The following is a 25,931-nucleotide window of genomic DNA, read 5'->3' on the forward strand; positions in this document are numbered from 1 at the left end:
AGGCAAGGCGCCGACCGGGACGGAACGAAGGAGCATACTGAGGTATGTGACTGAGTTACGCGAGGGAGAGCAACGCAGCATCAGCACAAAAGACACAGGACAGAGCACAAGAATTTGCCTGGCGGCTGTAGCGCGGTGGTCCCACCTGACCCCATGTCGAACTCAGAAGTGAAACGCCGTAGCGCCGATGGTAGTGTGGGGTCTCCCCATGCGAGAGTAGGGAACTGCCAGGCATCAATTTAAGACTCATTCGTGAGTCGTGACCTTTCAGGTGACATTGAAAGGGCGAAACACCCGAAGTCAGAACGGTTTTCTGATTTTGGTACAGAATCGGTGGAGCGGTAGTTCAGTTGGTTAGAATACCTGCCTGTCACGCAGGGGGTCGCGGGTTCGAGCCCCGTCCGTTCCGCCACCCTTTTAGGGGCGTAGTTCAATTGGTAGAGCACCGGTCTCCAAAACCGGGTGTTGGGGGTTCGAGTCCCTCCGCCCCTGCCAGAAAACAATCCTTTGCTTCGGCAAAGGATTTTTTTTGTCCAAAATTTGGCATTTACCTCATAAATTCGTCAGTGAAAAGGGTTTGAGTTTCACTGCGCGACACTCAAACCCCTCTCAATTGCTTTATTGCGTCAATACTGGAAATTTAAGCAGCTGACGAATATGTGCTTGTTGATCGCTATTCTGCAGCCACACCGCATAGAGTGGACGAACGGCAACGGGTGTATCTGGAATAACCATCAAATCACTATAAATGCTGTGCCATGAATCCGGTAAAAACGCGCAGGCGCCGGTAGTGTGGAGTAATTCACGTGTCACATGCGCTGAAGTTGTGGTCAATACTGGCACATCATCACTGGATAAATAACTTTCATGTTGATGAAAATCCGCACCCCATTCCAGTTTAATGTAATCATATTTTTCACGTTTCTCAGTCTTACGTGCGCGGAAGAGCGCGAGTGAAATATGACCAATCTGTTGGCTGGTTAATTCATCCATCTTGGGCGCTTCGGTGGTGATTAAAAGGTCCAACTGACGCTCATGTAATTGCTTTACCAGCAAATGCCGTTGTGCGATACGTGCTTCAAGGTGAAGACTTTCACGATTCTCATAAAGCGTTTTTAACCAAGGGGTTAGATAAGCTTCCCACAACGACGCGCTGGCACCTATCGATAGCTCATGATGCTGTTGTGTATGTGAAACTTCCTTTTTAGCCATCAGCCAGGTACTCATCAGGCTCTCTGCGTAGGGTAATAAACGCTCACCCGCAGAGGTCAGACGAATATTATTTCGGTGACGGGTGAAAAGGTTAACCCCCAACTGATTTTCCAGCTGACGAATGCGAAAACTAACGGCAGATTGCGTGAGGTAAAGCGCTTCAGCAGCACGCCCGAAATGGCGTGTTCTGCTCACTTCGAGGAAAGTTTTCAGTAATTCCGTATCCACAGCATTCTCCCAAAAAATGTTTGTCGTACTGATTTAAATGTTTTGTTTTACACTCTGTCAAGCCTATCTAATACTCCGCGCCATAAATAGCACGGCCATAAGAGAGTCGGGAGCGTGTAAAATGGCGGATAGCTTCGCAACAACAAATCGTTTCTTTGATAACAAACATTACCCTCGTGGTTTTTCACGTCATGGTGACTTCACCATTAAAGAAGCTCAGCTTCTGGAACGCCACGGTTACGCCTTCAATGAACTGGACCTCGCCAAGCGTGAACCCACGACAGAAGAAGAGCGTTCGTTTTTAGAAGTATGTCGTGGTCTGCGTGAGCCGCAAACGGAAGCTGAACGTGTCTGGTCGAAATATACCGCACGTATTAAGCGTCCTAAGCGTTTCCACACATTGTCTGGCGGTAAGCCGCAGATGGACACTGTGGAAGACTTTAGCGATAGCGATGATTAAAAAATAACGGGGCTTCTCAAGCCCCGTTTTTTATTCCAGACTTTTATGCAGATAGATGAGCAATCGGTCAATGCTGCGATAGCCCACTGCCTCCTGCAAATGCTGTCGCGAAATCCTCTCTTCCTCCGCCAAATCGGCAATCGTCCTGGCCACTTTCAAAATACGTTGCCACGCACGCACAGAAAGACCCAAAGAGTTTAATACGGCTTCCAGCCATACAGCATCTTCCTGCTTCAACTCACAGCACTGGGCAATCTCCGGATTGGATAAATGCGCGTTTACTTTGCCTGCTCGTTGGATTTGCCGCTGACGCGCGGCAAGGACGCGTTTAAGTACGCTCTCGCTACTCTCACTGACTTCCTGTTTATGGCTTAAGGTTCCGCTGGGAAGCAGCGGGATTTCCAGAGACAGATCAAAGCGATCAAGGAACGGGCCAGAGAGCCGGCTCAAATAGCGCAGCACCTGTTGTGGCGTGCATCGGTTGTGATTGCCTTGATAATGTCCTGTAGGACTTGGGTTCATGGCACCAATCAACTGAAAGCGGGCAGGATAAGTGACTTTGGCGCGTGTACGGGAAATAGCGATCTCTCCAGATTCAATGGGCTCTCGTAATGCATCCAGTACTTTGCGGTCGAACTCCGGGAGTTCATCCAGAAACAGGACGCCATTATGCGCCAGTGAAATCTCACCTGGCCGCGGGAGTGCACCCCCTCCAACTAATGCATACAGCGACGCACTGTGATGAGGTGCTCTGAATGGCCTTCTGCGCCACTGGTGATGGATATTTCGGCTGCTGACTAAGCTATTAATCGCTGCGCACTCCAGCGCTTCCTGGTCGTCCAGAGGCGGCATAATGCCGGGCAGGCGAGTCGCCAGCATGGTTTTCCCTGTGCCGGGCGGTCCTAGCAGTAACAGGTTATGCCCGCCAGCGGCAGTGATCTCCAGGGCGCGGCGCCCTTGTTCCTGACCGATGATTTCGCTGAGATCCTGGCTTTCCTGTTGCAGCGCCTCAGGTTGATAATGCGCAACAGTGAGTGTTGACTGGTTATGCAGGAAGGCGCAGATCTCGAGTAAATGTTTTCCAACCAGCGTTTCCCCTTGTTGAATCAATCCGACATCCTGTTGATTCTCTTCAGCTAACACCATCTGCCTGCCGGCTTGCAAAGCGGCCATCGCAGCAGGAATAGAGGCCTGAACGCCACAGAGCGCGCCGTTGAGTGCTAACTCCCCCAGGAACTCATAGTGCGCCAGTTTCGCGTCAGGAAGCTGCTCTGAGGCCGCGAGAATCGCAATGGCGATGGGAAGGTCGTAGCGCCCACCTTCTTTTGGCAGATCGGCAGGAGCCAAATTGATGGTGACGCGTTTCGCCGGGAAGGTGAATCCGCTATTGATAATGGCACTGCGCACCCGTTCGCGGGCCTCTTTTACCGTGGTTTCGGGCAGGCCAACCAGCGTCAAAGCGGGCAAGCCCTTACTGATGTGTACTTCGACCGTCACCAATGGTGCCTGCACACCGAGCGCCGCGCGTGTTAAAACCTTTGATAAAGACATAACCACTCCTTGTTGTCTTCATCATGCGGGGGGCAAATTCAGAATACGAATGCGATTAAAAAATATCAGTGCCTGATTCCAGCGAATCGCTGATTTTTACAGGATGTTCGCTGCAATTGAGGGCAATATCGCAAAACTAACAAGACGGTAACGCCGCGTACGTAATGAAAAATATTCACATCTAAAAATAACCTTTAACTTACAAGGCGATAACCCAAACCGATTACTCACGTCATAAAAAAACATTATGAAAATAATTGTCAATGCGTAGATAACTATGGTAACTCTGTAGGTATTACTTCGAACAATCGAAAAAACAGACAACACATGAAAGCCCTTCTACAAGTGATTAGCCTAGTCGTGATTAGCGTGGTGGTGATTATTATCCCACCGTGCGGGGCATCGCTTGGAGAAAGAAAGGCTTAAAAATCAAGCCCGGAATTCCAAAAACCCCCGCACCGAAAGGTCCGGGGGTTTTTTTTCGACCTGGCTAAATATCAGCGAATCAGCGAGGAACAGATTATGAGCAGTAGCATAAAATTCTGTTGTTCCACCAGGAATACAGGAGAATAACGATGACAGGTGCACAGTGGGTAGTTCAGGCTTTACGCGCGCAGAGTGTCGACACAGTGTTTGGCTATCCTGGCGGCGCAATCATGCCAGTGTACGATGCGCTCTACGATGGCGGCGTGGAACACCTACTGTGTCGTCATGAGCAAGGTGCAGTGATGGCGGCGATCGGTTATGCCCGTGCCACCGGTAAAACCGGCGTGTGTATCGCCACTTCCGGTCCCGGCGCCACCAACCTGATCACCGGGTTAGCGGATGCGTTTATGGATTCGATCCCGGTTGTCGCGATCACCGGTCAGGTTTCATCTGCTTTTATCGGCACTGATGCCTTCCAGGAAATCGACGTTCTTGGCCTGTCGTTAGCCTGCACCAAGCACAGTTTCCTGGTTGAATCCCTCGAAGATTTGCCTTCCGTGATGGCCGAAGCCTTTGCCATCGCCCAGTCTGGTCGTCCCGGTCCGGTTCTGGTGGATATCCCGAAAGACATCCAAATTGCTAATGCCGATTTAACCCCACACCTGTTGCCGGTTGAAGAGGCGATCAGTCATTCGCCAGAGCATATCGCGGAAGCCCGCGCATTAATGGCGCAGTCGCATAAGCCAATGCTGTATATCGGCGGAGGTGTTGGCATGGCACAAGCGGTGCCTGCATTACGTGCTATGGCTGAAGCAACCGGCATCCCAACGGTGTCCACGTTGAAAGGCCTGGGAAGCGCAGACGCCAGCAGCGATCTCTATCTTGGCATGTTGGGTATGCACGGCACCAAAGCTGCCAACCTTGCCGTGCAATCCTGCGATTTACTGATTGCCGTTGGCGCGCGTTTCGACGACCGCGTCACCGGCAAGTTAGACACCTTCGCCCCGCATGCGAACGTCATTCATATCGATATCGATCCGGCCGAGTTGAACAAATTGCGTCGCGCGCACGTTTCGTTGCAAGGTGATTTGAACCAGGTGCTGCCTGCGTTGAGTATGCCGATGCAGATTGAGGGCTGGCGCACCGAAGTTAAAGCGATGAAAGCCGAGTTTGACTGGCGTTACGATCATCCAGGCGAAGCCATTTACGCGCCGCTGCTGCTGAAACAGCTCTCCGATCGTAAAGCAGACAGCGCGGTGGTGACCACCGATGTTGGGCAGCATCAGATGTGGGCTGCGCAGCATATGAGCTTCACCGCGCCAGAAAACTTCATCACCTCCAGCGGCCTCGGCACAATGGGCTTCGGTCTGCCTGCCGCCATCGGTGCGCAGGTTGCTCGCCCGGAAGACACCGTGATCTGCGTTTCAGGCGATGGCTCAATCATGATGAACATCCAGGAACTGGGCACTATTAAGCGCGGCAAGCTGCCGGTGAAAATCTTGCTGTTGGACAACCAACGTTTGGGCATGGTGCGCCAGTGGCAGCAGTTGTTCTTTGATGGTCGCTACAGTGAAACCATCCTCACCGATAACCCCGATTTCCTCACGCTGGCCAGCGCCTTTGATATCCCAGGCCAGCACATTAGCCGTAAAGATCAGGTCGACGCCGCGATAGATGCTCTGCTGAACAGTGAAGGTCCTTACTTCCTGCATGTTTCGATTGATGAGCATGAGAACGTCTGGCCATTGGTACCGCCGGGTGCCAGCAACGCAAACATGATGGAGAAAACCGCATGAACCAGCATCAATTGTCTATCGAAGCCCGCTTCCGCCCTGAAATATTGGAGCGCATTTTGCGTGTTGTCCGCCACCGTGGTTTCCAGGTGTGCTCGATGAACATGGCATCTGCGATCAACGCTGAAAACATTAACATCGAAATGACCGTTGCCAGCCAGCGTTCGGTCGATTTACTGTCTTCACAGTTAAGCAAACTTATGGATGTCGCTTGTGTCGAGATCCAGCAACAGACATCACAACAAATCCGCGCTTAGTCGCCAAAGGAAATAGCAATGAGTACGAAGAAAGCAGACTTTATTTGGTTCAACGGGGAGATGGTTAAGTGGGAAGACGCCAAGGTTAGCGTGATGTCTCACGCACTGCACTACGGTACTTCTGTGTTTGAAGGCGTACGCTGCTACGACTCGCACAAAGGCCCAGTGGTGTTCCGTCACCGTGAACACATGCAGCGTCTGCACGACTCCGCCAAAATTTATCGTTTCCCTATCGCTGCCAGCGTTGATGAGCTGATGGAAGCCTGCCGCGAAGTGATTCGTGTAAACAAACTGAAAAGCGCTTACATCCGTCCGCTGGCGTTTGTTGGCGACGTAGGCCTGGGTGTGAACCCGCCAGATGGCTACACCACCGACGTGATCATCGCTGCTTTCCCATGGGGTGCTTACCTGGGTGCTGAAGCACTGGAAAATGGTATCGATGCGATGGTGTCTTCATGGAACCGTGTTGCACCGAATACCCTGCCAACCGCGGCTAAAGCCGGTGGTAACTACCTCTCCTCACTGTTGGTCGGCAGCGAAGCGCGTCGCCACGGCTATCAGGAAGGTATCGCTCTCGACACCAACGGCTATATTTCAGAAGGTGCTGGCGAAAACTTGTTCGAAGTGAAAGATGGCATTCTGTTCACGCCGCCGTTCACTTCTTCAGCCCTGCCAGGCATCACCCGTGACGCCATCATCAAGCTGGCGATCGACCTGGGTATCGAAGTGCGTGAGCAAACCTTGTCGCGTGAATCCCTGTATCTGGCTGACGAAGTGTTCATGTCCGGTACGGCAGCAGAAATCACCCCGGTACGCAGCGTTGATGGTATCCAGGTGGGTGCAGGTAAACGTGGTCCAGTCACCACCAAAATTCAGAGCGCATTCTTCGGCCTGTTCACAGGTGAAACCGAAGACAAGTACGGCTGGTTGGATCAGGTTAATCCATAACAAGACAGTTACGCGGGTGCAGCTGCGCCCGCGTCATATTTCAGACTGGAGTAAATAGAGCATGCCTAAGTACCGTTCTGCCACAACCACCCATGGCCGTAATATGGCGGGTGCCCGCGCCTTGTGGCGCGCCACAGGGATGACCGATGACGATTTCGGCAAGCCGATTATTGCCGTAGTTAACTCATTCACCCAGTTCGTACCGGGCCACGTGCACCTGCGCGATATGGGCAAGCTGGTGGCTGAGCAAATCGAAGCTGTCGGTGGTGTTGCTAAAGAGTTCAACACCATCGCGGTGGATGACGGTATCGCCATGGGTCATGGCGGCATGCTGTATTCACTGCCTTCGCGCGAGCTGATCGCCGATTCCGTAGAGTACATGGTCAACGCGCACTGCGCCGATGCCATGGTCTGTATCTCCAACTGCGACAAAATCACTCCCGGCATGTTGATGGCAGCACTGCGTCTCAATATCCCGGTGATCTTTGTCTCCGGCGGCCCGATGGAAGCCGGTAAAACCAAGCTGTCCGACAAAATCATCAAGCTGGATCTGGTTGATGCGATGATCCAGGGTGCGAACCCGAACGTCAGCGATGAAGACAGCGATAAAATCGAGCGTTCTGCCTGTCCAACCTGCGGTTCTTGCTCAGGGATGTTCACCGCCAACTCCATGAACTGTCTGGCCGAAGCGCTGGGCCTGGCACAGCCGGGTAACGGTTCACTGCTGGCGACCCACGCCGACCGTAAAGAGCTGTTCCTCAACGCCGGTAAGCGCATAGTTAGCCTGACGAAAAAATATTACGAGCAGGAGGATGAGCGCGTATTACCACGCAACATCGCTACCAAAGCGGCATTTGAGAATGCGATGACGCTGGATATCGCCATGGGCGGTTCCACCAACACCGTTCTGCACCTGCTGGCAGCGGCGCAGGAAGGCGAAATCGAATTCAACATGTCGGATATCGATCGCCTGTCACGTAAAGTGCCGCACCTGTGCAAAGTGGCACCAAGTACGCCGAAATATCACATGGAAGATGTGCACCGTGCGGGTGGCGTTGTTGCGATTCTGGGCGAATTAGATCGTGCAGGGCTGATCGACACCAGTGCGCGCAACGTTCTGCAGCAGAGCATGCGTGAAACGCTGGATCAGTACGACATCATGCTGACCAAAGACGAAGCAGTGAAGAAAATGTTCCGCGCGGGCCCAGCCGGTATTCGTACCACCCAGGCATTCTCACAGGATTGCCGTTGGGACACGCTGGATGATGACCGTAAAGAGGGTTGTATCCGTACTCGTGAGCACGCGTTCTCTCAGGATGGTGGCCTGGCAGTGTTGTACGGCAACATCTCTGAAGATGGTTGTATCGTGAAAACCGCCAGTGTGGACGCGGAATTGCTGACCTTCAAAGGCCCGGCCAAAGTCTACGAAAGCCAGGATGATGCGGTTGCCGCGATCCTCGGTGGCAAAGTGGTGGCAGGCGACTGCGTGGTGATTCGCTACGAAGGACCGAAAGGTGGTCCGGGCATGCAGGAAATGCTTTATCCAACCACTTATCTGAAATCGATGGGTCTGGGCAAAGCCTGTGCGCTGATCACCGATGGTCGTTTCTCGGGTGGTTCTTCCGGTCTCTCTGTCGGTCACATCTCGCCAGAAGCGGCAAGCGGCGGCACCATTGCGCTGATCCAGGATGGCGACATGATCGAGCTGGATATCCCAAACCGTCGTATCCATCTGGATCTGCCAGACAACGAAATCCATGCTCGTCGTGAAAAAGAGCAGGCGCGTGGCGAAGCGGCTTACACACCACACAATCGTGAACGTGCCGTCTCCTTCGCGCTGCGTGCTTATGCATCACTCGCGACCAGCGCTGATAAAGGCGCGGTACGCGATAAGTCCAAGCTGGGAGGCTAACAACTGATGGCTGAGTCTCAACCGCTACCCGCGTCGCCTAACGGCGCGGAGTATCTGCGCGCAGTGCTGCGTGCGCCTGTGTATGAAATTGCCCAGGTCACGCCGCTGCAAAAAATGGAAAAAATTTCATCGCGTCTCGGCAACACCATTCTGGTGAAGCGTGAGGATCGTCAGCCGGTGCATAGCTTCAAGCTGCGCGGGGCGTACGCGATGATTGCCGGGCTGACCGAAGAGCAAAAAGCACGCGGCGTGATTACGGCTTCGGCCGGTAACCACGCGCAGGGTGTGGCGCTCTCGGCCAGCACGCTTGGCATCAAATCACTGATTGTGATGCCGTTGGCCACGGCAGACATCAAGGTTGATGCAGTGCGCGCATTTGGCGGTGAGGCTTATCTGTTTGGTGCTAACTTCGACGAGGCAAAAGCCAAAGCGATTGAGCTGTCCGAGCAGCAGGGTTACACCTTTGTGCACCCGTTTGACCACCCGGCAGTGATTGCCGGGCAGGGCACGCTGGCGATGGAACTGTTGCAGCAGGATGCGCATATCGATCGCGTGTTTGTGCCGGTCGGTGGTGGTGGGCTGGCAGCGGGCGTGGCGGTGCTGATTAAACAGCTGATGCCGCAGATCAAAGTGATCGCGGTGGAGTCGGAAGATTCGGCCTGCCTGAAAGCGGCACTGGATGCGGGCGAGCCGGTGGATCTGGCGCGTGTCGGGTTGTTTGCTGAAGGTGTAGCGGTGAAGCGCATCGGCAGCGAAACTTTCCGCCTGTGCAAAGAGTATCTCGATGACATCATCACCGTGGACAGCGATGCCATCTGCGCGGCAGTGAAAGACCTGTTCGAAGATGTGCGTGCGGTAGCGGAACCTTCGGGTGCGCTGGCGCTGGCGGGCATGAAGAAGTACATCCAGCAGCACGACATCAAAGGCGAGCGCCTTGCGCACGTCTTGTCGGGCGCCAACGTCAACTTCCACGGTCTGCGCTACGTGTCAGAACGCTGTGAAATTGGTGAACAGCGCGAAGCATTGCTGGCGGTGACGATTCCAGAACAGCAGGGCAGTTTCCTGCGTTTCTGTCAGACGTTGGGTGGCCGTTCCATCACCGAGTTCAACTATCGCTATGCGGATGCCGATAACGCCTGCATCTTCGTTGGGGTGCGCTTAACGCGCGGTCTGGAAGAGCGCAGTGAAATCATCAGCCAGCTCAGCGAAGGTGGTTATCAGGTGGTGGATCTGTCTGATGATGAGATGGCGAAGCTGCACGTGCGCTACATGGTGGGTGGTCGTCCATCGAAGCCGCTGCGCGAGCGCTTGTTTAGCTTCGAATTCCCGGAAGCACCGGGCGCGCTGCTGAAATTCCTGCAGACGCTGGGCGCACACTGGAATATCTCGCTGTTCCACTATCGCAGCCACGGCACCGATTTTGGTCGCGTGCTGGCGGCCTTCGAAGCCAACGATCAAGAGCCGGATTTCGAAACCCATCTCACGGCGTTGGGCTACGAATGGCACGATGAAGCGAATAACCCGGCGTTCCGTTTCTTCCTCGCCGGGCAGTAACTACAGCAGGTTCCAGAAAGCACTGATAAGCGGCTCCCCGAGCCGCTTTTTTTGTACACACACGCCAAGCTCCAGCGGCGCGACCGACTCGACATTCTCCAGCGTCAGCACGCGATTACGCACCGGCTCCGGGCTGTTCTCCAGCACCACATCCGGCAGTAGCGCAATGCCACATCCCAGCGCCACCATCGAGACAATCGCCTCATGCCCGGAAACCGTGGCGTAAATTTGTGGATTGGGGATGCGATGGCGGCGGAACCACAAATCAATGCCGCGCCGCACCGGGCCTTGTTCCGGCACGATAAACGGAATCTGCGACCAATCAGGTTGCGCCTGTGTGGCCTGGCTGCGCACCGCACACGGCAGGGCGGGCGCGATCAGCACCAGCGGAAGAATGGCGAGCGGTGTGAAGTCGATGCTGGCGGGCAGCGATTCCGGACGTCCGGCAATGGCCAAATCTGCCTCGCCAGATTGCACCATCTCAATTGCGTCGGCGGCATCGCCGGTGGTGAGTTTGATTTCCACCTGCGGATGTTCGGCGCGGAAGCGGTCGAGAATCGGCGGCAAATGGCTGTAAGCGGCGGTCACCGAGCAAAAAATGCGCAGTTCGCCGCTGAGGGACGGGCCGTTCAGATCCATTACGTGGCGCAGCTGTTGATATTGCAACAAGGTTTGCTGAGCAAATTGCTTGAGGCGCTCGCCGGCTTCAGTGAGCGTCACGGTGCGGTTATCACGCAGGAACAGCGCGTGACCGACATCTTCCTCAAGGCGCTGAATCTGGCGAGAGAGCGTGGAAGGGCTGACGTGCATAGCACGCGCGGTGCGACCAAAATGACAGCTTTCGGCCAGATGAAGAAAGAGCTTCAGGTCTCGTAAATCCATGCGCGTTTCACCTCAACGTGTTGTTGCAAATTCTGCAATGTGACCTTGCTAATATATCAATTTAAGCAATGGATTTCCTGTCATATGATGGGGTCATTCGCGGCACTGAATACGGTGTCGTTACCGAACAAAAGCAAACACAACATCTAACCGGAGTACCCATGGCTAACTACTTCAACACATTGAATCTGCGCAACCAGTTAGCGCAGTTAGGCAAATGTCGTTTCATGTCACGCGATGAATTCGCGGATGGCGCTAGCTTCCTGAAAGGCAAGAAAGTCGTTATCGTTGGCTGTGGCGCTCAGGGTCTGAACCAGGGTCTGAACATGCGTGACTCCGGTCTGGATATCGCTTATGCACTGCGTGCTGAAGCGATTGCTGAGAAGCGTGCTTCTTTCCGCAAAGCGACCGATAACGGTTTCAAAGTGGGTACTTACGAAGAGCTGATCCCGCAGGCGGATCTGGTGGTTAACCTGACGCCAGACAAGCAGCACTCAGCGGTAGTTAAAGCGGTACAGCCTCTGATGAAAGATGGCGCAGCGCTGGGCTACTCACACGGTTTCAACATCGTTGAATCGGGTGAAACCATCCGTAAAGACATCACCGTGGTGATGGTTGCGCCGAAGTGCCCAGGCACTGAAGTGCGTGAAGAGTACAAGCGTGGTTTCGGTGTTCCAACCCTGATCGCGGTTCACCCAGAAAACGATCCAAAAGGCGAAGGCCTGGCAATCGCTAAAGCCTGGGCTGCTGCCACCGGCGGCGACCGTGCTGGCGTACTGGAATCTTCCTTCGTTGCGGAAGTGAAATCTGACCTGATGGGTGAGCAGACTATCCTGTGCGGTATGCTGCAGGCCGGTTCTCTGCTGTGCTTCGATAAGCTGGTGGCTGAAGGTCACGACGCGGCTTACACCGAAAAACTGATTCAGTTCGGCTGGGAAACCATCACCGAATCACTGAAGTTCGGCGGTATCACCCTGATGATGGATCGCTTGTCTAACCCGGCGAAAATCCGTGCTTACGCACTGTCTGAGCAGCTGAAAACCATCATGGCTCCGCTGTTCCAGAAGCACATGGATGACATCATCTCGGGTGAATTCTCTTCCGGTATGATGGCTGACTGGGCAAACGACGATAAGAACCTGCTGACCTGGCGTGAAGAGACCGGTGCTACCGCGTTCGAAAACGCACCGCAGTTCGACGGTAAAATCGAAGAGCAGGAATACTACGATAAAGGCGTTGTGATGGTTGCGATGGTGAAAGCGGGCGTTGAGCTGGCCTTCGAAACCATGATCGATGCAGGCATCATTGAAGAGTCTGCTTACTACGAATCACTGCACGAGCTGCCGCTGATCGCGAACACCATCGCACGTAAGCGTCTGTATGAAATGAACGTGGTTATCTCTGATACCGCAGAATACGGTAACTACCTGTTCTCCTTCGCGGCAGTTCCACTGCTGAAAGAGTTCATGACCACCCTGCAGCCGGGCGATCTGGGCAAAGCGATTGAAGGCACTCAGGTTGATAACGCGCAGCTGCGTGATGTTAACGAAGCCGTTCGTCAGCACCCAATCGAAGCGGTTGGCCGTAAGCTGCGTGGCTACATGACCGACATGAAACGTATCGCGGTTGCTGGCTAAGCCACACGCAACACCGTTTTCAGCACAAGAAGAACCCCGGCTTGCCGGGGTTTTTTTATGCCTGATCAGATAGGTTTCTCACACTCAGACACGACAAAACACCATTGAGCCGTAACGCATGGCGATCACGCAGTCCGGGGCCGCTTAGGGTCTGGCGTCCTCGCGCCGCTAACGCGGTGCCCTCATGTCATTCGCCCGTATCTCAATTCCGACCCAATAAAAAACCCGGCCTGAGCCGGGTTCATCATAACAATCTGCAACCATCACACCGCTTCGTACAGCGTTTGATGGCGCGTCTCTTTACAGGCAATCAGCGCAATCAGCGTCAGTACCGCCATTGAAGCCAGATAGAAACCAACCGCCTGCAAACCGTAGATGGCGTTCAGCCAGGTCGCAATATATGGCGCAACAGACGCACCCAAAATCGACGACAGATTGTAAGAGAAGGATGCGCCGGTATAACGCACTTCGGTCGGGAACAGCTCTGGCAGCAGCGCGCCCATCGGGCCAAACGTCAGCCCCATGATGCTCAGACCCAGCAACAGGAAGCCCATTACCAGAATCTGTGAGCCTGAACCCAGCAGCATCGGGAACATCAGTGCGAAGGCGATGATCAACAAAGTAATGGTGATCATGGTACGACGACGGCCATAGCGGTCTGCCAGCAGACCTGCAATCGGCACCATCACACCAAAGCCAATCACCGCCACCATCAGCATCCACAGGAAGCTGTTACGCGAATAGCCCAGACCGGCAGGAGCAGCTGCGGTGCCGTAGCTCATGGAGTAGACGGTCATGATGTAGAACAGCGTATAGGTCGCCAGCATAATAAAGGTGCCGAGAATGGTGGCGGTAAGATGCTTGCTCAGCAGCGTGCCGATCGGCATTTTGACCTGCTTATTCTCTTTCTGCACTTTGGCAAACACCGGGCTTTCGTGCAGCGAAACGCGCACATACAGGCCAATCAGTACCAGTACCGCAGAAAGGATAAACGGCACGCGCCAGCCCCAGTTCATGAACTGCTCATCGGTCAGCAGCCAGGAGAGCAACAGGAAAGTACCGTTGGCGAAGAAGAAGCCAATTGGCGCGCCAAGCTGTGGGAACGAACCATAAAGTGCACGTTTTTTCGCTGGCGCATTTTCGGTTGCTAACAGAGCGGCGCCGCCCCATTCACCACCAAGACCCAGGCCCTGACCAAAGCGCGCCAGCGCCAGCAGCAGCGGAGCAGCAACGCCAATGGTTTGGTATCCAGGCAGCAGACCGATCAATACCGTGGAGACACCCATGGTCAGCAGCGATGCTACCAGGGTGGCTTTACGGCCTACGCGGTCGCCAAAGTGACCGAATAGCGCAGAACCAATCGGGCGCGCGACGAAGGCGATAGCAAACGTAGCCAGCGACTGTAGCGTGGCCACGGTGGCATCACCCTGCGGGAAGAAAATATGCGGAAAGACGATGACGGCCGCAGTGGCATAAATATAGAAATCGAAGAATTCGATCGCGGTGCCGACAAGCGATGCCACGACCACTTTTCCGCGTGAGTTTACGGGCGTGTCGTCGTGTTTTTTGTCGAGTGTTTCTGTGATGGAGGCTTGCATGACTGTTTCTTAATTGTAAATGTAGACAGAGAATCTTACGCACCTGTTTTGCGGCATTCAATGATGAAAACCCGCGCCAGAACAGGCTTTTTCGGCGAAAAAGTGGATAATTTCTGAGTTGCGGCAATCGGCGGGTGATGGGAACGGGAAGTGTCACTTTTTTGGCGGGAATCTCTGCAAAAGGGCCAAATTAAAGTGACCCTTTAGCGTTTCCTGCTGGTTTTTGCTGGAATAATAGCCAGCAGGAAACATTTTTAGCTGTTGCGGCAAATGTAACAATTTTGCGATGTTAATTGCCCTGATGCGGCTGCGGCATCTCTTTATCATCCTTGTATTTTGCGGTGGCTATCCACGCGGCGCAGAACAGTGTCAGACGGGCAAAGAAGTAAAAGAACGCCATTAATCCCAGCACTGAACCAAAGGCTGCCCCAGAGGGCGAAGTGGCCAGCTTTGGCAGCGTCAGCGTCATCACAAATTTAATCACTTCAAAACCAATCGCCGCCAGCAGCGTGCCGCGAAATAGTGCTTTTTTGCGCGGCTTATGGCGCGGCAGAATCCAGAAAATCCACAGGAACAACAGATAGTTGGCAAAGATGGAAATCGACAGCGCAATGATGGTCATTGCCGGGCGCAGCCACTCGATATCCTCCAATCCCAACGCGTTGACGATGGCATTCTGCGCGGCACCGGCAATGGAGGTCAGCGACAGGGTAATCACCAGCGCCAGCATCAGACCCAGCAACGACACCAAATCACGCGCATATTTCTTCCATAACTTCTCTTGATCGTCCGGCTTACGCTCCCAAACATCACGCGATTGCGCGCGCACCGCCTCGCGCAAATTGCCCATCCAGTTAATGCCAGAGTAGAGCGCCAGCAGCAAACCGGTTAACCCGACCGTCGCGCGCTGCTGAATCGCGGTGTTCACGGTGTTCTTTAGCGTAGTGGCCAGCGTAGGATCGCTGATGCTGTTAACGATTTTGTTGATCAACTCGGTGAGTAAATCCTGATTCGACGCCAGCACAAAACCGACTGCCGCAAAGGAGACCATCAAAATCGGTATCAGAGATAGGAAGGAGAAGTAAGTGATCGCTGCGCCAAACTGGCTGCCGAGGCGATCGTTAAACCGATCCAGCGCGCGCATAAAATGCGCCACCGCCGGAATGGCCTGGAACCAGGCCGCAAAGCGCGACACGTTCTGGATTGAGCCATCCACGGTTTTGTTACCGGTCTTGATATCTATCAGCGGCTTCTTTTCAGCCGTGGGTTCTTGGTTAGGTTTGTCTGTCATAGACGATAATCATCCTGTTCACTGCGAAATTAAAATTATAGCCCTTTATGTCACATACTCCTGCAACACCTGACTCAGCCACTCCATAAACACCCGCACGCGACGTGCTACGTTGCGGCGATGTGGGTAAAGCAACGAAATCGGCATCGGCTTGGCGGGGAAGTGATGCAGCACTTCCACTAACTGGCCTGATTCCAGCAGTGGCTGCACACCAATCGCGGGCACCTGAATAATGCCTAATCCCGCGATGCAGGCGGCACGATAAGTTTCGGTGCTGTTCACCGTCACCACGCCGCCGGTCTGAACATAGTGGCACTGCTTACCATCAAAATATTCAAACCCCAAAGAGGGCTGCCCCAGCTGCTGGGTGTAATGCACCATCGCGTGCTGTGCAAGATCTTCGAGGCGCACCGGCATGCCGAAGCGGGAAAGGTAGTCGGGACTGGCGCAATTAATCAAGGCATGTGATCCGATTTTTCGCGCAATCAGACCCGAATCTTTCAGCTCGCCCACGCGGATCACGCAGTCAAAACCTTCACGAATCACATCCACCTGGCGATCGCTGCTGCTAAGCTCAATTTCGATGCCGGGATACTGCTGCAGAAACTCAGGCAAACGCGGCAGGATAAATCCGGTGGCCATGGCGACCGACATATCGACGCGCAACTTGCCGCTCAGGGTGGCGGGATCGTGCTGGAACAGGCTGTCCATATCGTCGAGCATCGACAACAGATCAAGACAGCGATCGTAGTAGACCAGCCCATCCTGGGTGAGATGAACACGCCGCGTGGTGCGATGCAGCAGACGCGTGCCCATTTGATTTTCCAGCGCCTGAAGCTGGCGCGATACGCTGCCTTTAGGTAGTCCAAGACTTTCAGCCGCACGGGTAAAACTGCCCATTTCTGCCACCCGCACAAAAACCTGCATTGCGTGAATTTTATCCATGTTGTTCACCGATTGTTGTTGTTAGTGAAACAGTGCTGCGTATTCCTCTGCGTTTATAGATCAATTTATAGCGAATATCCTTATCCCGTGTTCAATTTTCCATCTGGAGCGAAACATGAGTCATAAAATTGCATTGATTACCGGCGGTAACCGCGGTTTGGGCAAGAATGGTGCGCTGAAACTGGCGGCCAAAGGCGTGGATATCCTTTTTACCTATCGTGGTCACGCGGAAGAAGCGCAGGCCGTGGTGAAAGAGATTGAAGCATTGGGCGCACGTGCGGTGGCGTTACAGCTGGATGTCGGCGACAGCAGCACCTTCGACAGCTTCGTGGCGCAGGTGAAAGAGACACTGCAAAAAACCTGGCAGCGTGACACCTTTGATTATTTAGTGAACAACGCCGGTCACGGTCACTACAAGTTGTTTGCGGAAACCACGGAAGAAGAATTTGATGCACTGATCAATGTGCACTTCAAAGGGCCTTACTTCCTGACGCAGAAGCTGCTGCCGCTGATTATCGATGGTGGCCGCATCCTGAACATCTCCAGCGGATTAACGCGCATGACGCTGCCGGGTTCAGGCACCTATGCCTCGGTGAAAGGGGCGATGGAAGTGCTGACGCGCTATCAGGCCAAAGAGCTGGGCGAGCGTCGTATTCGCGTCAATATTCTGGCGCCGGGTGCGATTGAAACTGATTTCGGCGGTGGACGCGTGCGCGATACCAAAGATCTCAACGATCACATTGCCTCGGTGACATCGCTGGGTCGCGTTGGCCAGCCAGATGATATCGGTGACGCCATCAGCGCCATCCTGAGCGAAGATACCGGCTGGATCACCGCGCAGCGTATTGAAGCTTCAGGTGGGCAGGCGTTGTAAGAATGCACGATTAAGCACGCTGTAATAATGCGCGATAAATCGCGCCGCTACGCAACCGTGCAGATGGACGTAGCGGCGCAATTTATTGCGCGTGTTTTAAATCTCAATCGTCCCGTCAATCACGGTCACCGTCTGGCCGCCAATCCAGATGCTCTCACCACTAAAACTCACCTGAATCCGTCCTTCACGCTGAATGGCGCTGCCCTGACGTGCGCGATAATCCTCAGTTTTCCCCTGCGCCGCAAAGTAACGTGCCAGACAGGCGTTGGCGCTGCCGGTTACCGGATCTTCGGTCAGGCTGCCGTTCTCAACCAGCAGCGCGCGCACTTCGTATTGCTCGCCGCAATCCTCTGGCAGCGGGCCAAACAGCGCAGTCCCATTGACGTCGGCATGCTTTTGCAAGCGCAGCAGATCCGCCGCGCTGGCCTGCACATCCAGCACCGCCTGTGCGCTGTTCATCGGAATCAGCAGCCAGCGAATGCCCATATCGACAATGGTCGGCGTCTGGTGGGTGTCAAAGGCCTCGCTGTTTAATGCGCTGCTCATCAACGCGTCATCAAATGGCGTTAACGTCACGTTGGGTGCCGCAAAGGCCAGCGCGCCATCCTCGCTGATACGCACATCCACCAGGCCGACGCCACATTCTTGCACGATCTTACCCGGCGTTTTCACTTGCCAGCCCGCTTCCAGCAAGGCGTGAGCTGCTCCCAGCGTCGGATGCCCGGCAAACGGCAATTCCCCTTCGGTGGTAAAAATGCGCACCCGGTAATCGGCCGCAGCATCCTGTGTTGGCAGGACAAAGGTGGTTTCCGACAAATTGGTCCAGCGGGCAATAGCAGCCAGCTGGGCGTCACTTAATCCCTGTGCATCCATAATCACTGCCAGCGGATTACCTTTGAACGCTGATGAGGTAAACACATCCACCTGCTTAAACGCGACTTTCATTTTCACTCCTTGCTGGTTGAGGCACTCTGACATCCTGATTTACATCCTGCAGATTGCTAATGGCAGCCAACAGGACTATGAATAGGTTAAGAATTCTGGAATCGGAGTCCGCTATGTTAAAAGTTCTTGGTCGTACTTCTTCAATCAACGTGCGCAAAGTTCTGTGGTTGTGTTCAGAACTGGATCTCGCGTATGAGCTCGAACCCTGGGGTGAAGACCCGCAATCGCTGCACTCGGCGGAATTCATGGCGCTCAACCCTAATGCCATGGTGCCGGTGATCATCGAAGATGACTTCGTGATGTGGGAATCCAACGCCATTCTGCGCTATCTCGCCAACAGCAATGGCGGCGACTGGCTCTATCCTGAAAACCCACGTGCGCGTGCACCGGTAGATCAGTGGATGGACTGGCAAGCCACCGAACTCAATACTTCCTGGCGCTATGCGTTTATGTCACTGGTGCGCAATTCGCCCGCCCATCAGGATCCGCGTTTGCTGGCCGCCGCGATTAAAGGCTGGACGCACACCATGAATATTCTTGACCAGCATCTGCAAAAAACCGGGCGCTACGTCGCAGGACGCAACTTCTCACTGGCCGATATTCCGGTAGGGTTGGCCGTTAACCGCTGGTTTGAAACTCCGCTTGAGCACCCTGACTTCCCAGCCGTGCAACTCTATTACGAGCGTCTGACCGAGCGTGAGGGTTACACCACCTGGGGCCGCAACGGCAAACCCTGATCCTGTCCCGGTGCCAGGCCTGTGATTTCACAGGCTAGCGCGCCGGTGCGTTTCAGTGCCCACGTATAACGTTCATCAAACGGGTAACAGCAGGAGAGGCGCAGCGCGTGTTTATAACGATCGCTCAGCGTGTAGAGCGCGCCCGGCGTGACGCAAATTTGCTCCTGCAGTAACCGATGGAACATCTCCACGGTGTCCACTTTACCCGGCAATTCTACCCAAAACACAAAGCCACCTTTTGGCAGTGTCGCGCGCGTTCCCTGGGGAAAATGGCGCGCCATGATGCCGCGTGCCGCATCAAGATTGGCGGCATAGCGGCGGCGCAGCGAGCGCAAATGATGATCGTACCCGCCGCTGGCCAGAAATTCGGCGAGGGTTTCACATAACAGCCGCGATTCAGACATCGAAGAGACGGCTTTCAAACGGGCAATGGTTTGGTGGAAGCGACCGGCCGCAGTCCAGCCCACGCGGAAATCCGGCGCCACGGTTTTGGTAAAGCTGGTGCAGTAAATCACCCAGCCATCGCTATCAAAGGCTTTCACCGGCGGTGAGAGTGGCCAGTCAAACTGCAGTTCGTCATACAACCCATCTTCCAGCATCGGAACGTGGTAAGTATTCACTAACTTCGCCAGTCGCTTCTTATTCTCCAGTGGCATCACATAGCCGAGAGGATTCTGCGCGCCGGGCATGGCAATCAGCGCCTGAATGCGCTTCTCTTGTAACAACATCTCCAGCGCATCCAGCGACAAGCCTTGCTGTGGATCGGTGGGAATCTCCAGCGCCTTCAGGCCCAGAGAGGCCAGCAGGGGGAACAGGAAGAAGTAAGTGGGAGATTCCAGCCCAATGCAGTCGCCGGGCTTGGTCACCGCCCGCAGCGCCAGCTGTAACGCTTCCATGCAGCCGTGGGTGAGGGTGATCTCTTGCGCGGTCAGATTGATACCGGTGTGCAGACTGCGACGTGCAATCTCCTCCCGTAAGCGCTCACTACCCGGCGGAAGCGCATAACGCCCGATGATGTCGGGGTTATGCCGTAAAATGCCTGAGGTGATTCGACCTAAGCGCGCTGCCGGATAAAAGGTGCCATCCTGCGGGCAGGCCAGAGAGATATTGGTGTAATCAGCGTTATTCTGCGCGGCAAACACCTGCTCAATCAGTTCCAGCTTCTGCGTGCTGGGGTCGTTGATTTTCGCGGTCAGCGGTTTGAGCGGACGCGTCACGGCGGGCATCACGCCACGCACGTAATAGCCCGACTGCGGGCGCGCTTCGATTAAGCCGCGATCTTCAAGGATTTGCCAGGCATTGAGCACAGTATTGACGCTAACCTGATGCGATTGTGCCACGCGGCGAATAGCGGGCAGCCGTTTTCCCGGCTTCAGTGTGCCTTGATGAATCGACTCGGCAAAGCTATCTGCCAGCTGCTGATACAGCGTTTGACCGGATGAAAGGGGAAGGGACACAAAAGCCTCCGCGTGCGATGGGTACAATCTAAATTAATGTTAACTGTATCCATTACAATAGTGGTTTTGTGTCTCTGTTGCCATTGCCCGGTACGCATTAGCATGATGTTAACTTTGGACCATCAGGAAGCGCATCATGCTCGACCCTTCATTCTTCAGCTACGTCACGGTGATGTCGATCACCCCCGGCCCGAACAACCTGCTGCTCGCCACATCAGGCGTCAATTTTGGTTTCAGGCGCACCTTGCCGATGCTGTTTGGCATTCTGGTGGGCTGTGCGATACAGATGCTGTTGGCAAGTATGGCGTTGGATGTGTTGCTGCACTGGATGGCATCCATTCGTTTACCACTCACGGTGGTGGGATGCAGTTACTTACTCTGGCTGTCATGGAAAATCTTTCGTGCCGCAGCGCCAGAAGCGCGTGAGCGTCCGCGCCCGATGACGCTAGTGGGCGGCATCTGTTTTCAGGCGGTGAATCCCAAAGCCTGGCTGATGGTGACTAACGTGGCGCTGATGTACGCCAACAGCAACGGCGTTATCACGGTATTGCTGGGGTTTGCTGCATTGAATCTGCCCTGCATCCTGATCTGGGCCGCGATGGGGGATCGTCTGCGCAGTCATCTGCAAGTGGCGTGGAAACGTCAGGCGTTTAACAGTTTGATGGCAATGTCGCTGGTGGCCACCACGGCCTGGATGCTGTACGACGCGGTACTGCTGAGCTAAAACCAAGCATGCAATGGAAGCAAATGGGGCGCTATCATTGGCGCCCCTGCAATTTTAGAGACCCACCAGGCTCTCTAAAGGAATGCCAAACTGCTTGTGCAGATTGCGAATCATCTCCAGAGACAAAGAGCGTTTGCCGTTTAACACTTCATAGACGCGATTACGTCGGCCTATGGCAGGCTCCAGATCTTTGGCAGTCAATCCCTGTTGTTCCATACGAAATTTAATCGCCTCAATCGGATCGGCAGCTTCAATAGGGTAGTGCTCTTTCTCCCACGCTTCGATCAGCATGCTCATCACAATCATATAATCGCTTTCTGGCGTGCCCAGCTCAGGCACATCATCAAAGAGCGGAGAGATGGCCTCCAGGGCCGCTTCGTAATCAAGTTCGTTGCGAATGGGTTTAATGGTCAGTGTCATTTACGTTGCTCCACTGTGTTTGCGTCAATGGCATCGTATTCCCGGTGTGTGCCGATAAATTTTATAAAAATCAGCTTCTGCGGGTAAGCGATGGCCGCAACCAGTCGATAATCATTTCCCTTAATGTTAAATACCACGCGACTGCCTTTCAAAATGCTGGCGCTGCGGTATTGATCCTTGATGTCTGCTGGATTTAACCAATTGGTCTTTTGCGCTTCATCAATCCAGGCTCTCAACGGCTGAGCTGAGTCGGGGTTCGCCGTCATGAACTCCCTGAGTGTCCGTACCGATATGATTCTCATGTCGCGCATCTTAGTCCCGCCTTGGGACTATAGCAAACTTATATCCCAATTTGGGACATTTCTCGCATTTAGCCATAAAAAAGGCCGCTTGCGCGGCCTTATCATTATTCACGGCAATCAGGATTGCCTGGTTACTTCCCCACCACGTGCGCCGTCTCGCGGGCTTCGTCGTTCGCCGCGTCTGGCGTAACGATCGGTGCGTAGTCGAGTTGCAGTACGCGGCTGGTTTCCGCCAGAATCTTCTCGGTCAGCGCCACATCACCGTTCATCTTACGGCCCCAGGTTGGGATCACCGCGCGGATTTTGGTCTGCCACTCAGGTGAACGCATCTGCTCTGGGAAGGCTTTCGCCATCAGCTCCAGCATAATCGGCGCCGCAGTAGACGCACCCGGTGATGCGCCGAGCAGGGCAGAAATCGAACCATCTTCAGAGGTCACGACTTCTGTACCCAAACGCAGCACGCCGCCCTCTTGCTCATCGTTCTTGATGATTTGCACACGCTGGCCGGCAGTGACTAAACGCCAGTCTTCCTGTTTCGCCTGCGGAACATAAGCACGCAGCGCTTCCATACGATCGTCGTCGCTTTGCAGCACCTGATCGACCAGGTATTTCACCAGGTCAAAACTCTTCAGGCCAACCTGCATCATTGGCAACAGGTTGCTGCCGTTCATCGCGCCGAACATATCCAGCAGCGAACCCTGTTTCAGGAATTTGGTCGAGAAGGTGGCGAACGGGCCAAACAGCAGAACCTGCTTGCCATCCAGCACGCGAGTATCGACGTGCGGTACCGACATCGGCGGTGCGCCCACGCTGGCTTTACCGTACACCTTCGCCATGTGCTGCTGCACCACTTCAGGATTCTCGGTCACGAGGAAGGAACCGCCCACCGGGAAACCGGCGTAGCCTTTTACTTCCGGAATGCCGGATTTTTGCAGCAGTGGCAACGCCGCACCGCCCGCACCGATAAACAGCTGGCGCGTGGTCAGCAGGCGATTTTCACCGCTGGCCAGATTGTGCAGCGTCACCTGCCAGCGGCCATCGCTCAGGCGCTTGATATCACGCACTTCCTGACGCAGACGCAGGCGGAAATTGGCTTTCTTCTGTAAAGAGGCAATCAGTTGACGCGTTACTTCACCGAAGTTGACGTCGGTGCCCATTTCGGTCCAGGTGGCGGCCACTTTCTGTTTGCTGTCACGGCCGTTCATCACCAGCGGAATCCACTGGGTGATCTGGTCGCGATCTTCTGAATAGTTCATGCCACGGAACAGGGTACTTTTTTGCAGCGCCTGGAAACGTTTGCGCAGGAACTCAACGTTATCGTCGCCCCAGACGAAGCTCATGTGCGGCGTACTGTGGATAAAGCTTTTTGGATTGCGCAGGTTGCCTTTCTGAACGTGGTACGCCCAGAACTGACGAGAAATCTGGAACGATTCGTTGATCGCCACCGCTTTTGCAATGTCGATGCTGCCATCCGCCTTCTGCGGCGTATAGTTCAGCTCGGCCAACGCAGCGTGACCGGTCCCGGCATTATTCCAGCCATTGGAGGATTCCACCGCGACATCGTCGAGGCGTTCCACCATCTCAATCGACCAGTCCGGCTCCAGATCCTGCAGCCATGCGCCAAGGGTGGCACTCATCACGCCTGCGCCGATCAGCAGTACGTCGACATCCTTTCGTTCCTGAAGGTTTGCGCTATCCATACCAGCGGCGGCGAGCGCCAGGTTTACCGCAGTAGTACTCATGAGGCGACATCTCCTCTCTCTGTTGACCTGAAGTTCAACAGGTTCGCAGGCGAAACAGCCACGCTTCTTTCGAGCGCGTCGCGCTATTTCTCAAAGGTTAAGACTCAGGTTTAAGTCAGGGGACGATAACGGTTAACTGCACGTTATGCATATGCATTTGAATATAACATTCTCGTATCGGAATTAAACGTTTGTTTATTTTTTAAAGGCCGAAATGATTCAGCATAAGAATTAATCAGCTCGACCCCGCCGTCATAAGGGATTTTTATCCCTTAATCAGAGGGTTATGGTAATGCAGTTGTTGCGATATTGTGAGAGGAATGCACAGGGTAATGTTCAGAGAGTGAGCGGCGTCACATCTTAACTGCATGATAAAATTGAATTTGTGATGAATTGATTATTTATGCGGTTTTTATGTTGCGTGATATTTCGCCAGATCGTGTAAAACTAATGTTACATTTTTGTGGGTATTAATTTCTCCGCCGCGGCAGACAGAGGTCAGAGGAAAAATGCATTACGCGGCGGTGGGGGATCACTTCTTAGCGAGCAGACGCCATGCAAAGCGGATGACAAAAAATTCAATCGCGCCCAGCAGCAGGAACCACAGGCAAAACACGATAGTGTAGAGCTGATTCAGGTCCTGCAAATGCAGCATCTCCTGAATCCGTCTGGATAATTCCAGGCCGAATTGCGGCGCGGGCAATAGCAGCGCGGAGAGAAAGCCCAGCAGCAGGATTCCGCCAGGGATAATCAGCGTTTCAAACGGGTTTTTCATCGCAGGTTTCCTATCAATTAGCGCGGGCATTAGCGCATAAAAGCGTGCTGGCGTGCAATCCCTGTGCCTGGTCACCCTAAGAAAATTCTTCTATTCCATCCACTTAGCGTCATAAATAGCGCAAGTTAAGAGTTATAGCCTTTGCTATACTTAAATCCATGATTTTACTGTCTTTTTTTTGGTGATTTTGCGTGCTAGACTGCGCGCACTTTTTCATTACTGAACAATAGATGCGGAAAATCGCTCGCTTGAAGGCATTTTTCGCGGCATTGATTGAAAACCCATGACATTTATCGCAACTCTGATTCTGGCCTTTGGTATGTCGATGGACGCTTTCGCCGCAGCACTGGGTAAAGGCGCGTCGCTGCATCGCCCGAACTTCAAAGAAGCGCTGCGCACCGGCCTGATCTTTGGTGTGATTGAAATGCTGACGCCGCTGATTGGCTGGGCAATTGGCCTGGCGGCCAGTCGCTACATCATGGCATGGGATCACTGGGTGGCCTTTGCCCTGTTAACCGTTCTTGGCGGCCGCATGATGATGGAAGGTTTCCGTCAGACGGCGGATGAACCCTGCGAAGCACCACAGCGTCATGGCTTTATGGTCTTAGCATTGACCGCGGTGGCTACCAGTCTTGATGCGCTGGCGGTGGGCGTCGGCCTGGCATTCCTGCAGGTGAATATTGTGCTTACCGCGCTGACCATTGGTGCCGCTACCACCATCATGGCCACGACTGGCGTGATGGTGGGTCGCTTTATCGGTCCGGTGATGGGTAAATGGGCGGAAGTGCTGGGTGGACTGGTACTGATCAGCATCGGCTGCACCATCCTTAATCAACATCTCAACCTCTTCGGCTAATTCAGGCATCTGCCAAACCCCTCATTTTGTGATCTGGCTCAAAAATAATTGCGTGAAAAACGCGCGTTAGTTATACTTTTCGCGTATTTCTTCAACAATTTTTGAGCCAGGTATCCAATGAAACGTTTTTTCCGCTACGTGTTTCGTGCATATGTTGAGACTTTCAAGCACGTCCCACCAGGCGCACTGCATTAATCGCACTTATACCCTCGATAATCGCGGTCAGGGATCGACCTGTGGTTATCAATGATTTTCTTATCTCCCCCGCTCAATATCGACTCGAATTTTCTCTCTATCAATGGCTTAGTACCCTTAACCATCAGTTTTGGATCTGGCTATAGCCTGATGTTATACCCCGCTACCAAACAAGCATTCGTCACCTCTTAACCCGCATGGAATAGTCGA

General features: G+C 53.9%; 24 protein-coding genes, 2 tRNA genes and 1 rRNA gene. 15 read left to right on the forward strand and 12 right to left on the reverse strand.

Annotated features, from left to right (window positions below):
• The first annotated feature begins 117 nt into the window (after positions 1-117).
• The 3 genes from rrf to FD737_RS13755 all read left to right on the forward strand — a co-directional run bounded on the left by rrf (position 118) and on the right by FD737_RS13755 (position 495).
• Positions 118-233: ribosomal RNA gene (gene rrf, locus FD737_RS13745) — 5S ribosomal RNA — on the forward strand.
• Between the two features lie 102 nt (positions 234-335).
• Positions 336-412 (forward strand) — tRNA-Asp (locus FD737_RS13750).
• 7 nt (positions 413-419) lie between these two features.
• A tRNA-Trp gene (locus FD737_RS13755) sits at positions 420-495 on the forward strand.
• A gap of 123 nt (positions 496-618) precedes the next feature.
• On the opposite strand, the gene hdfR is transcribed toward FD737_RS13755, so the two are convergent.
• Positions 619-1,440, reverse strand: a complete 822-nt coding sequence (gene hdfR / locus FD737_RS13760; protein WP_034820037.1) for an HTH-type transcriptional regulator HdfR — start codon at positions 1,438-1,440, stop codon at positions 619-621.
• A 121-nt stretch (positions 1,441-1,561) separates the two neighbouring features.
• Between hdfR and FD737_RS13765 the strand changes: the two genes are divergently transcribed.
• A complete protein-coding gene (locus FD737_RS13765; RefSeq protein WP_007888811.1) occupies positions 1,562-1,900 on the forward strand; it encodes a DUF413 domain-containing protein in 339 nt (112 codons plus the stop codon).
• Between the two features lie 30 nt (positions 1,901-1,930).
• On the opposite strand, the gene FD737_RS13770 is transcribed toward FD737_RS13765, so the two are convergent.
• Positions 1,931-3,451: a YifB family Mg chelatase-like AAA ATPase gene (locus FD737_RS13770; RefSeq protein ID WP_160833736.1), complete on the reverse strand. Its 1,521-nt coding sequence runs from the start codon at positions 3,449-3,451 to the stop codon at positions 1,931-1,933.
• A 327-nt stretch (positions 3,452-3,778) separates the two neighbouring features.
• Between FD737_RS13770 and ilvL the strand changes: the two genes are divergently transcribed.
• From ilvL to ilvA, 6 genes are all read left to right on the forward strand, one after another.
• The gene (gene ilvL, locus FD737_RS13775) at positions 3,779-3,877 is read left to right on the forward strand and encodes an ilv operon leader peptide (protein WP_071531048.1); all 99 of its coding nucleotides are present in this window, start codon (positions 3,779-3,781) and stop codon (positions 3,875-3,877) included.
• 149 nt (positions 3,878-4,026) lie between these two features.
• Positions 4,027-5,673 (forward strand): acetolactate synthase 2 catalytic subunit, encoded by a 1,647-nt coding sequence (ilvG, locus tag FD737_RS13780; protein WP_160833737.1) that lies wholly within the window; start codon positions 4,027-4,029, stop codon positions 5,671-5,673.
• Positions 5,670-5,927, forward strand: coding sequence for an acetolactate synthase 2 small subunit (ilvM, locus tag FD737_RS13785; RefSeq protein WP_034820026.1), 258 nt, complete (start codon positions 5,670-5,672; stop codon positions 5,925-5,927). Before ilvG ends, ilvM begins: the two co-directional genes overlap by 4 nt.
• A gap of 18 nt (positions 5,928-5,945) precedes the next feature.
• Positions 5,946-6,875: a branched-chain amino acid transaminase gene (locus tag FD737_RS13790; protein WP_034820022.1), complete on the forward strand. Its 930-nt coding sequence runs from the start codon at positions 5,946-5,948 to the stop codon at positions 6,873-6,875.
• 61 nt (positions 6,876-6,936) lie between these two features.
• Positions 6,937-8,787, forward strand: coding sequence for a dihydroxy-acid dehydratase (gene ilvD, locus FD737_RS13795; protein ID WP_160833738.1), 1,851 nt, complete (start codon positions 6,937-6,939; stop codon positions 8,785-8,787).
• 6 nt (positions 8,788-8,793) lie between these two features.
• Complete coding sequence (gene ilvA, locus FD737_RS13800; RefSeq protein ID WP_160833739.1) at positions 8,794-10,341, forward strand: threonine ammonia-lyase, biosynthetic; 1,548 nt, start codon at positions 8,794-8,796, stop codon at positions 10,339-10,341.
• On the opposite strand, the gene ilvY is transcribed toward ilvA, so the two are convergent.
• On the reverse strand, positions 10,342-11,223 hold the full coding sequence (ilvY, locus tag FD737_RS13805; protein WP_034820008.1) for an HTH-type transcriptional activator IlvY: 882 nt from the start codon (positions 11,221-11,223) through the stop codon (positions 10,342-10,344).
• A gap of 161 nt (positions 11,224-11,384) precedes the next feature.
• On the opposite strand from ilvY, the gene ilvC reads away from it, so the two are divergent.
• Positions 11,385-12,860 (forward strand): ketol-acid reductoisomerase, encoded by a 1,476-nt coding sequence (gene ilvC / locus FD737_RS13810; RefSeq protein WP_160833740.1) that lies wholly within the window; start codon positions 11,385-11,387, stop codon positions 12,858-12,860.
• 263 nt (positions 12,861-13,123) lie between these two features.
• Here ilvC and FD737_RS13815 read toward each other — a convergent pair whose 3' ends face one another.
• From FD737_RS13815 to FD737_RS13825, 3 genes are all read right to left on the reverse strand, one after another.
• Positions 13,124-14,458, reverse strand: a complete 1,335-nt coding sequence (locus tag FD737_RS13815) for an MFS transporter (protein ID WP_160833741.1) — start codon at positions 14,456-14,458, stop codon at positions 13,124-13,126.
• Positions 14,459-14,747: 289 nt separating this feature from the next.
• On the reverse strand, positions 14,748-15,749 hold the full coding sequence (gene yhjD / locus FD737_RS13820) for an inner membrane protein YhjD (RefSeq protein ID WP_034819999.1): 1,002 nt from the start codon (positions 15,747-15,749) through the stop codon (positions 14,748-14,750).
• Between the two features lie 45 nt (positions 15,750-15,794).
• Positions 15,795-16,694, reverse strand: a complete 900-nt coding sequence (locus FD737_RS13825) for a LysR family transcriptional regulator (protein WP_160833742.1) — start codon at positions 16,692-16,694, stop codon at positions 15,795-15,797.
• Positions 16,695-16,809: 115 nt separating this feature from the next.
• On the opposite strand from FD737_RS13825, the gene FD737_RS13830 reads away from it, so the two are divergent.
• Positions 16,810-17,568: an SDR family NAD(P)-dependent oxidoreductase gene (locus FD737_RS13830; RefSeq protein ID WP_160833743.1), complete on the forward strand. Its 759-nt coding sequence runs from the start codon at positions 16,810-16,812 to the stop codon at positions 17,566-17,568.
• A 96-nt stretch (positions 17,569-17,664) separates the two neighbouring features.
• Here FD737_RS13830 and FD737_RS13835 read toward each other — a convergent pair whose 3' ends face one another.
• Positions 17,665-18,513: a PhzF family phenazine biosynthesis protein gene (locus FD737_RS13835; protein ID WP_160833744.1), complete on the reverse strand. Its 849-nt coding sequence runs from the start codon at positions 18,511-18,513 to the stop codon at positions 17,665-17,667.
• Between the two features lie 113 nt (positions 18,514-18,626).
• On the opposite strand from FD737_RS13835, the gene FD737_RS13840 reads away from it, so the two are divergent.
• Positions 18,627-19,250, forward strand: a complete 624-nt coding sequence (locus FD737_RS13840) for a glutathione S-transferase family protein (RefSeq protein ID WP_160833745.1) — start codon at positions 18,627-18,629, stop codon at positions 19,248-19,250.
• On the opposite strand, the gene FD737_RS13845 is transcribed toward FD737_RS13840, so the two are convergent.
• A complete protein-coding gene (locus tag FD737_RS13845) occupies positions 19,217-20,707 on the reverse strand; it encodes a PLP-dependent aminotransferase family protein (RefSeq protein WP_160833746.1) in 1,491 nt (496 codons plus the stop codon). The genes FD737_RS13840 and FD737_RS13845 overlap by 34 nt on opposite strands.
• A 136-nt stretch (positions 20,708-20,843) precedes the next feature.
• Between FD737_RS13845 and FD737_RS13850 the strand changes: the two genes are divergently transcribed.
• On the forward strand, positions 20,844-21,431 hold the full coding sequence (locus tag FD737_RS13850) for a LysE family translocator (protein WP_160833747.1): 588 nt from the start codon (positions 20,844-20,846) through the stop codon (positions 21,429-21,431).
• A 54-nt stretch (positions 21,432-21,485) separates the two neighbouring features.
• Here FD737_RS13850 and FD737_RS13855 read toward each other — a convergent pair whose 3' ends face one another.
• From FD737_RS13855 to FD737_RS13870, 4 genes are all read right to left on the reverse strand, one after another.
• Complete coding sequence (locus tag FD737_RS13855) at positions 21,486-21,851, reverse strand: type II toxin-antitoxin system HigA family antitoxin (RefSeq protein WP_080748118.1); 366 nt, start codon at positions 21,849-21,851, stop codon at positions 21,486-21,488.
• Positions 21,848-22,153, reverse strand: coding sequence for a type II toxin-antitoxin system HigB family toxin (locus FD737_RS13860; RefSeq protein WP_034820085.1), 306 nt, complete (start codon positions 22,151-22,153; stop codon positions 21,848-21,850). The genes FD737_RS13855 and FD737_RS13860 overlap by 4 nt, the downstream gene beginning before the upstream one ends.
• A gap of 131 nt (positions 22,154-22,284) precedes the next feature.
• Positions 22,285-23,895 carry a malate dehydrogenase (quinone) gene (gene mqo / locus FD737_RS13865; RefSeq protein ID WP_160833748.1) on the reverse strand — a complete coding sequence of 537 codons (1,611 nt, stop codon included), beginning with the start codon at positions 23,893-23,895 and terminating at the stop codon, positions 22,285-22,287.
• A 532-nt stretch (positions 23,896-24,427) separates the two neighbouring features.
• Positions 24,428-24,670, reverse strand: a complete 243-nt coding sequence (locus tag FD737_RS13870; RefSeq protein WP_160833749.1) for a DUF1158 family protein — start codon at positions 24,668-24,670, stop codon at positions 24,428-24,430.
• Between the two features lie 283 nt (positions 24,671-24,953).
• Here FD737_RS13870 and mntP point away from each other — a divergent pair, with 283 nt between their 5' ends.
• Positions 24,954-25,526 carry a manganese efflux pump MntP gene (gene mntP, locus FD737_RS13875; protein WP_058960691.1) on the forward strand — a complete coding sequence of 191 codons (573 nt, stop codon included), beginning with the start codon at positions 24,954-24,956 and terminating at the stop codon, positions 25,524-25,526.
• Positions 25,527-25,931: the final 405 nt, after the last annotated feature.

It is taken from the genome of Pantoea sp. Seng (assembly GCF_009829935.1).
GTDB classification, from domain to species: Bacteria; Pseudomonadota; Gammaproteobacteria; order Enterobacterales; family Enterobacteriaceae; genus Pantoea; species Pantoea communis.

Excerpts from the sequence above, each read along its gene's own strand:
- FD737_RS13765 (WP_007888811.1), top strand. The coding sequence starts at position 1,562 with ATGGCGGATAGCTTCGCAACAACAAATCGTTTCTTTGATAACAAACAT.
- FD737_RS13770 (WP_160833736.1), bottom strand. The coding sequence starts at position 3,451 with ATGTCTTTATCAAAGGTTTTAACACGCGCGGCGCTCGGTGTGCAGGCA.
- ilvL (WP_071531048.1), top strand. The coding sequence starts at position 3,779 with ATGAAAGCCCTTCTACAAGTGATTAGCCTAGTCGTGATTAGCGTGGTG.
- ilvG (WP_160833737.1), top strand. The coding sequence starts at position 4,027 with ATGACAGGTGCACAGTGGGTAGTTCAGGCTTTACGCGCGCAGAGTGTC.
- ilvM (WP_034820026.1), top strand. The coding sequence starts at position 5,670 with ATGAACCAGCATCAATTGTCTATCGAAGCCCGCTTCCGCCCTGAAATA.
- FD737_RS13790 (WP_034820022.1), top strand. The coding sequence starts at position 5,946 with ATGAGTACGAAGAAAGCAGACTTTATTTGGTTCAACGGGGAGATGGTT.
- ilvD (WP_160833738.1), top strand. The coding sequence starts at position 6,937 with ATGCCTAAGTACCGTTCTGCCACAACCACCCATGGCCGTAATATGGCG.
- ilvA (WP_160833739.1), top strand. The coding sequence starts at position 8,794 with ATGGCTGAGTCTCAACCGCTACCCGCGTCGCCTAACGGCGCGGAGTAT.
- ilvY (WP_034820008.1), bottom strand. The coding sequence starts at position 11,223 with ATGGATTTACGAGACCTGAAGCTCTTTCTTCATCTGGCCGAAAGCTGT.
- ilvC (WP_160833740.1), top strand. The coding sequence starts at position 11,385 with ATGGCTAACTACTTCAACACATTGAATCTGCGCAACCAGTTAGCGCAG.
- FD737_RS13815 (WP_160833741.1), bottom strand. The coding sequence starts at position 14,458 with ATGCAAGCCTCCATCACAGAAACACTCGACAAAAAACACGACGACACG.
- yhjD (WP_034819999.1), bottom strand. The coding sequence starts at position 15,749 with ATGACAGACAAACCTAACCAAGAACCCACGGCTGAAAAGAAGCCGCTG.
- FD737_RS13825 (WP_160833742.1), bottom strand. The coding sequence starts at position 16,694 with ATGGATAAAATTCACGCAATGCAGGTTTTTGTGCGGGTGGCAGAAATG.
- FD737_RS13830 (WP_160833743.1), top strand. The coding sequence starts at position 16,810 with ATGAGTCATAAAATTGCATTGATTACCGGCGGTAACCGCGGTTTGGGC.
- FD737_RS13835 (WP_160833744.1), bottom strand. The coding sequence starts at position 18,513 with ATGAAAGTCGCGTTTAAGCAGGTGGATGTGTTTACCTCATCAGCGTTC.
- FD737_RS13840 (WP_160833745.1), top strand. The coding sequence starts at position 18,627 with ATGTTAAAAGTTCTTGGTCGTACTTCTTCAATCAACGTGCGCAAAGTT.
- FD737_RS13850 (WP_160833747.1), top strand. The coding sequence starts at position 20,844 with ATGCTCGACCCTTCATTCTTCAGCTACGTCACGGTGATGTCGATCACC.
- FD737_RS13855 (WP_080748118.1), bottom strand. The coding sequence starts at position 21,851 with ATGACACTGACCATTAAACCCATTCGCAACGAACTTGATTACGAAGCG.
- FD737_RS13860 (WP_034820085.1), bottom strand. The coding sequence starts at position 22,153 with ATGAGAATCATATCGGTACGGACACTCAGGGAGTTCATGACGGCGAAC.
- mqo (WP_160833748.1), bottom strand. The coding sequence starts at position 23,895 with ATGAGTACTACTGCGGTAAACCTGGCGCTCGCCGCCGCTGGTATGGAT.
- FD737_RS13870 (WP_160833749.1), bottom strand. The coding sequence starts at position 24,670 with ATGAAAAACCCGTTTGAAACGCTGATTATCCCTGGCGGAATCCTGCTG.
- mntP (WP_058960691.1), top strand. The coding sequence starts at position 24,954 with ATGACATTTATCGCAACTCTGATTCTGGCCTTTGGTATGTCGATGGAC.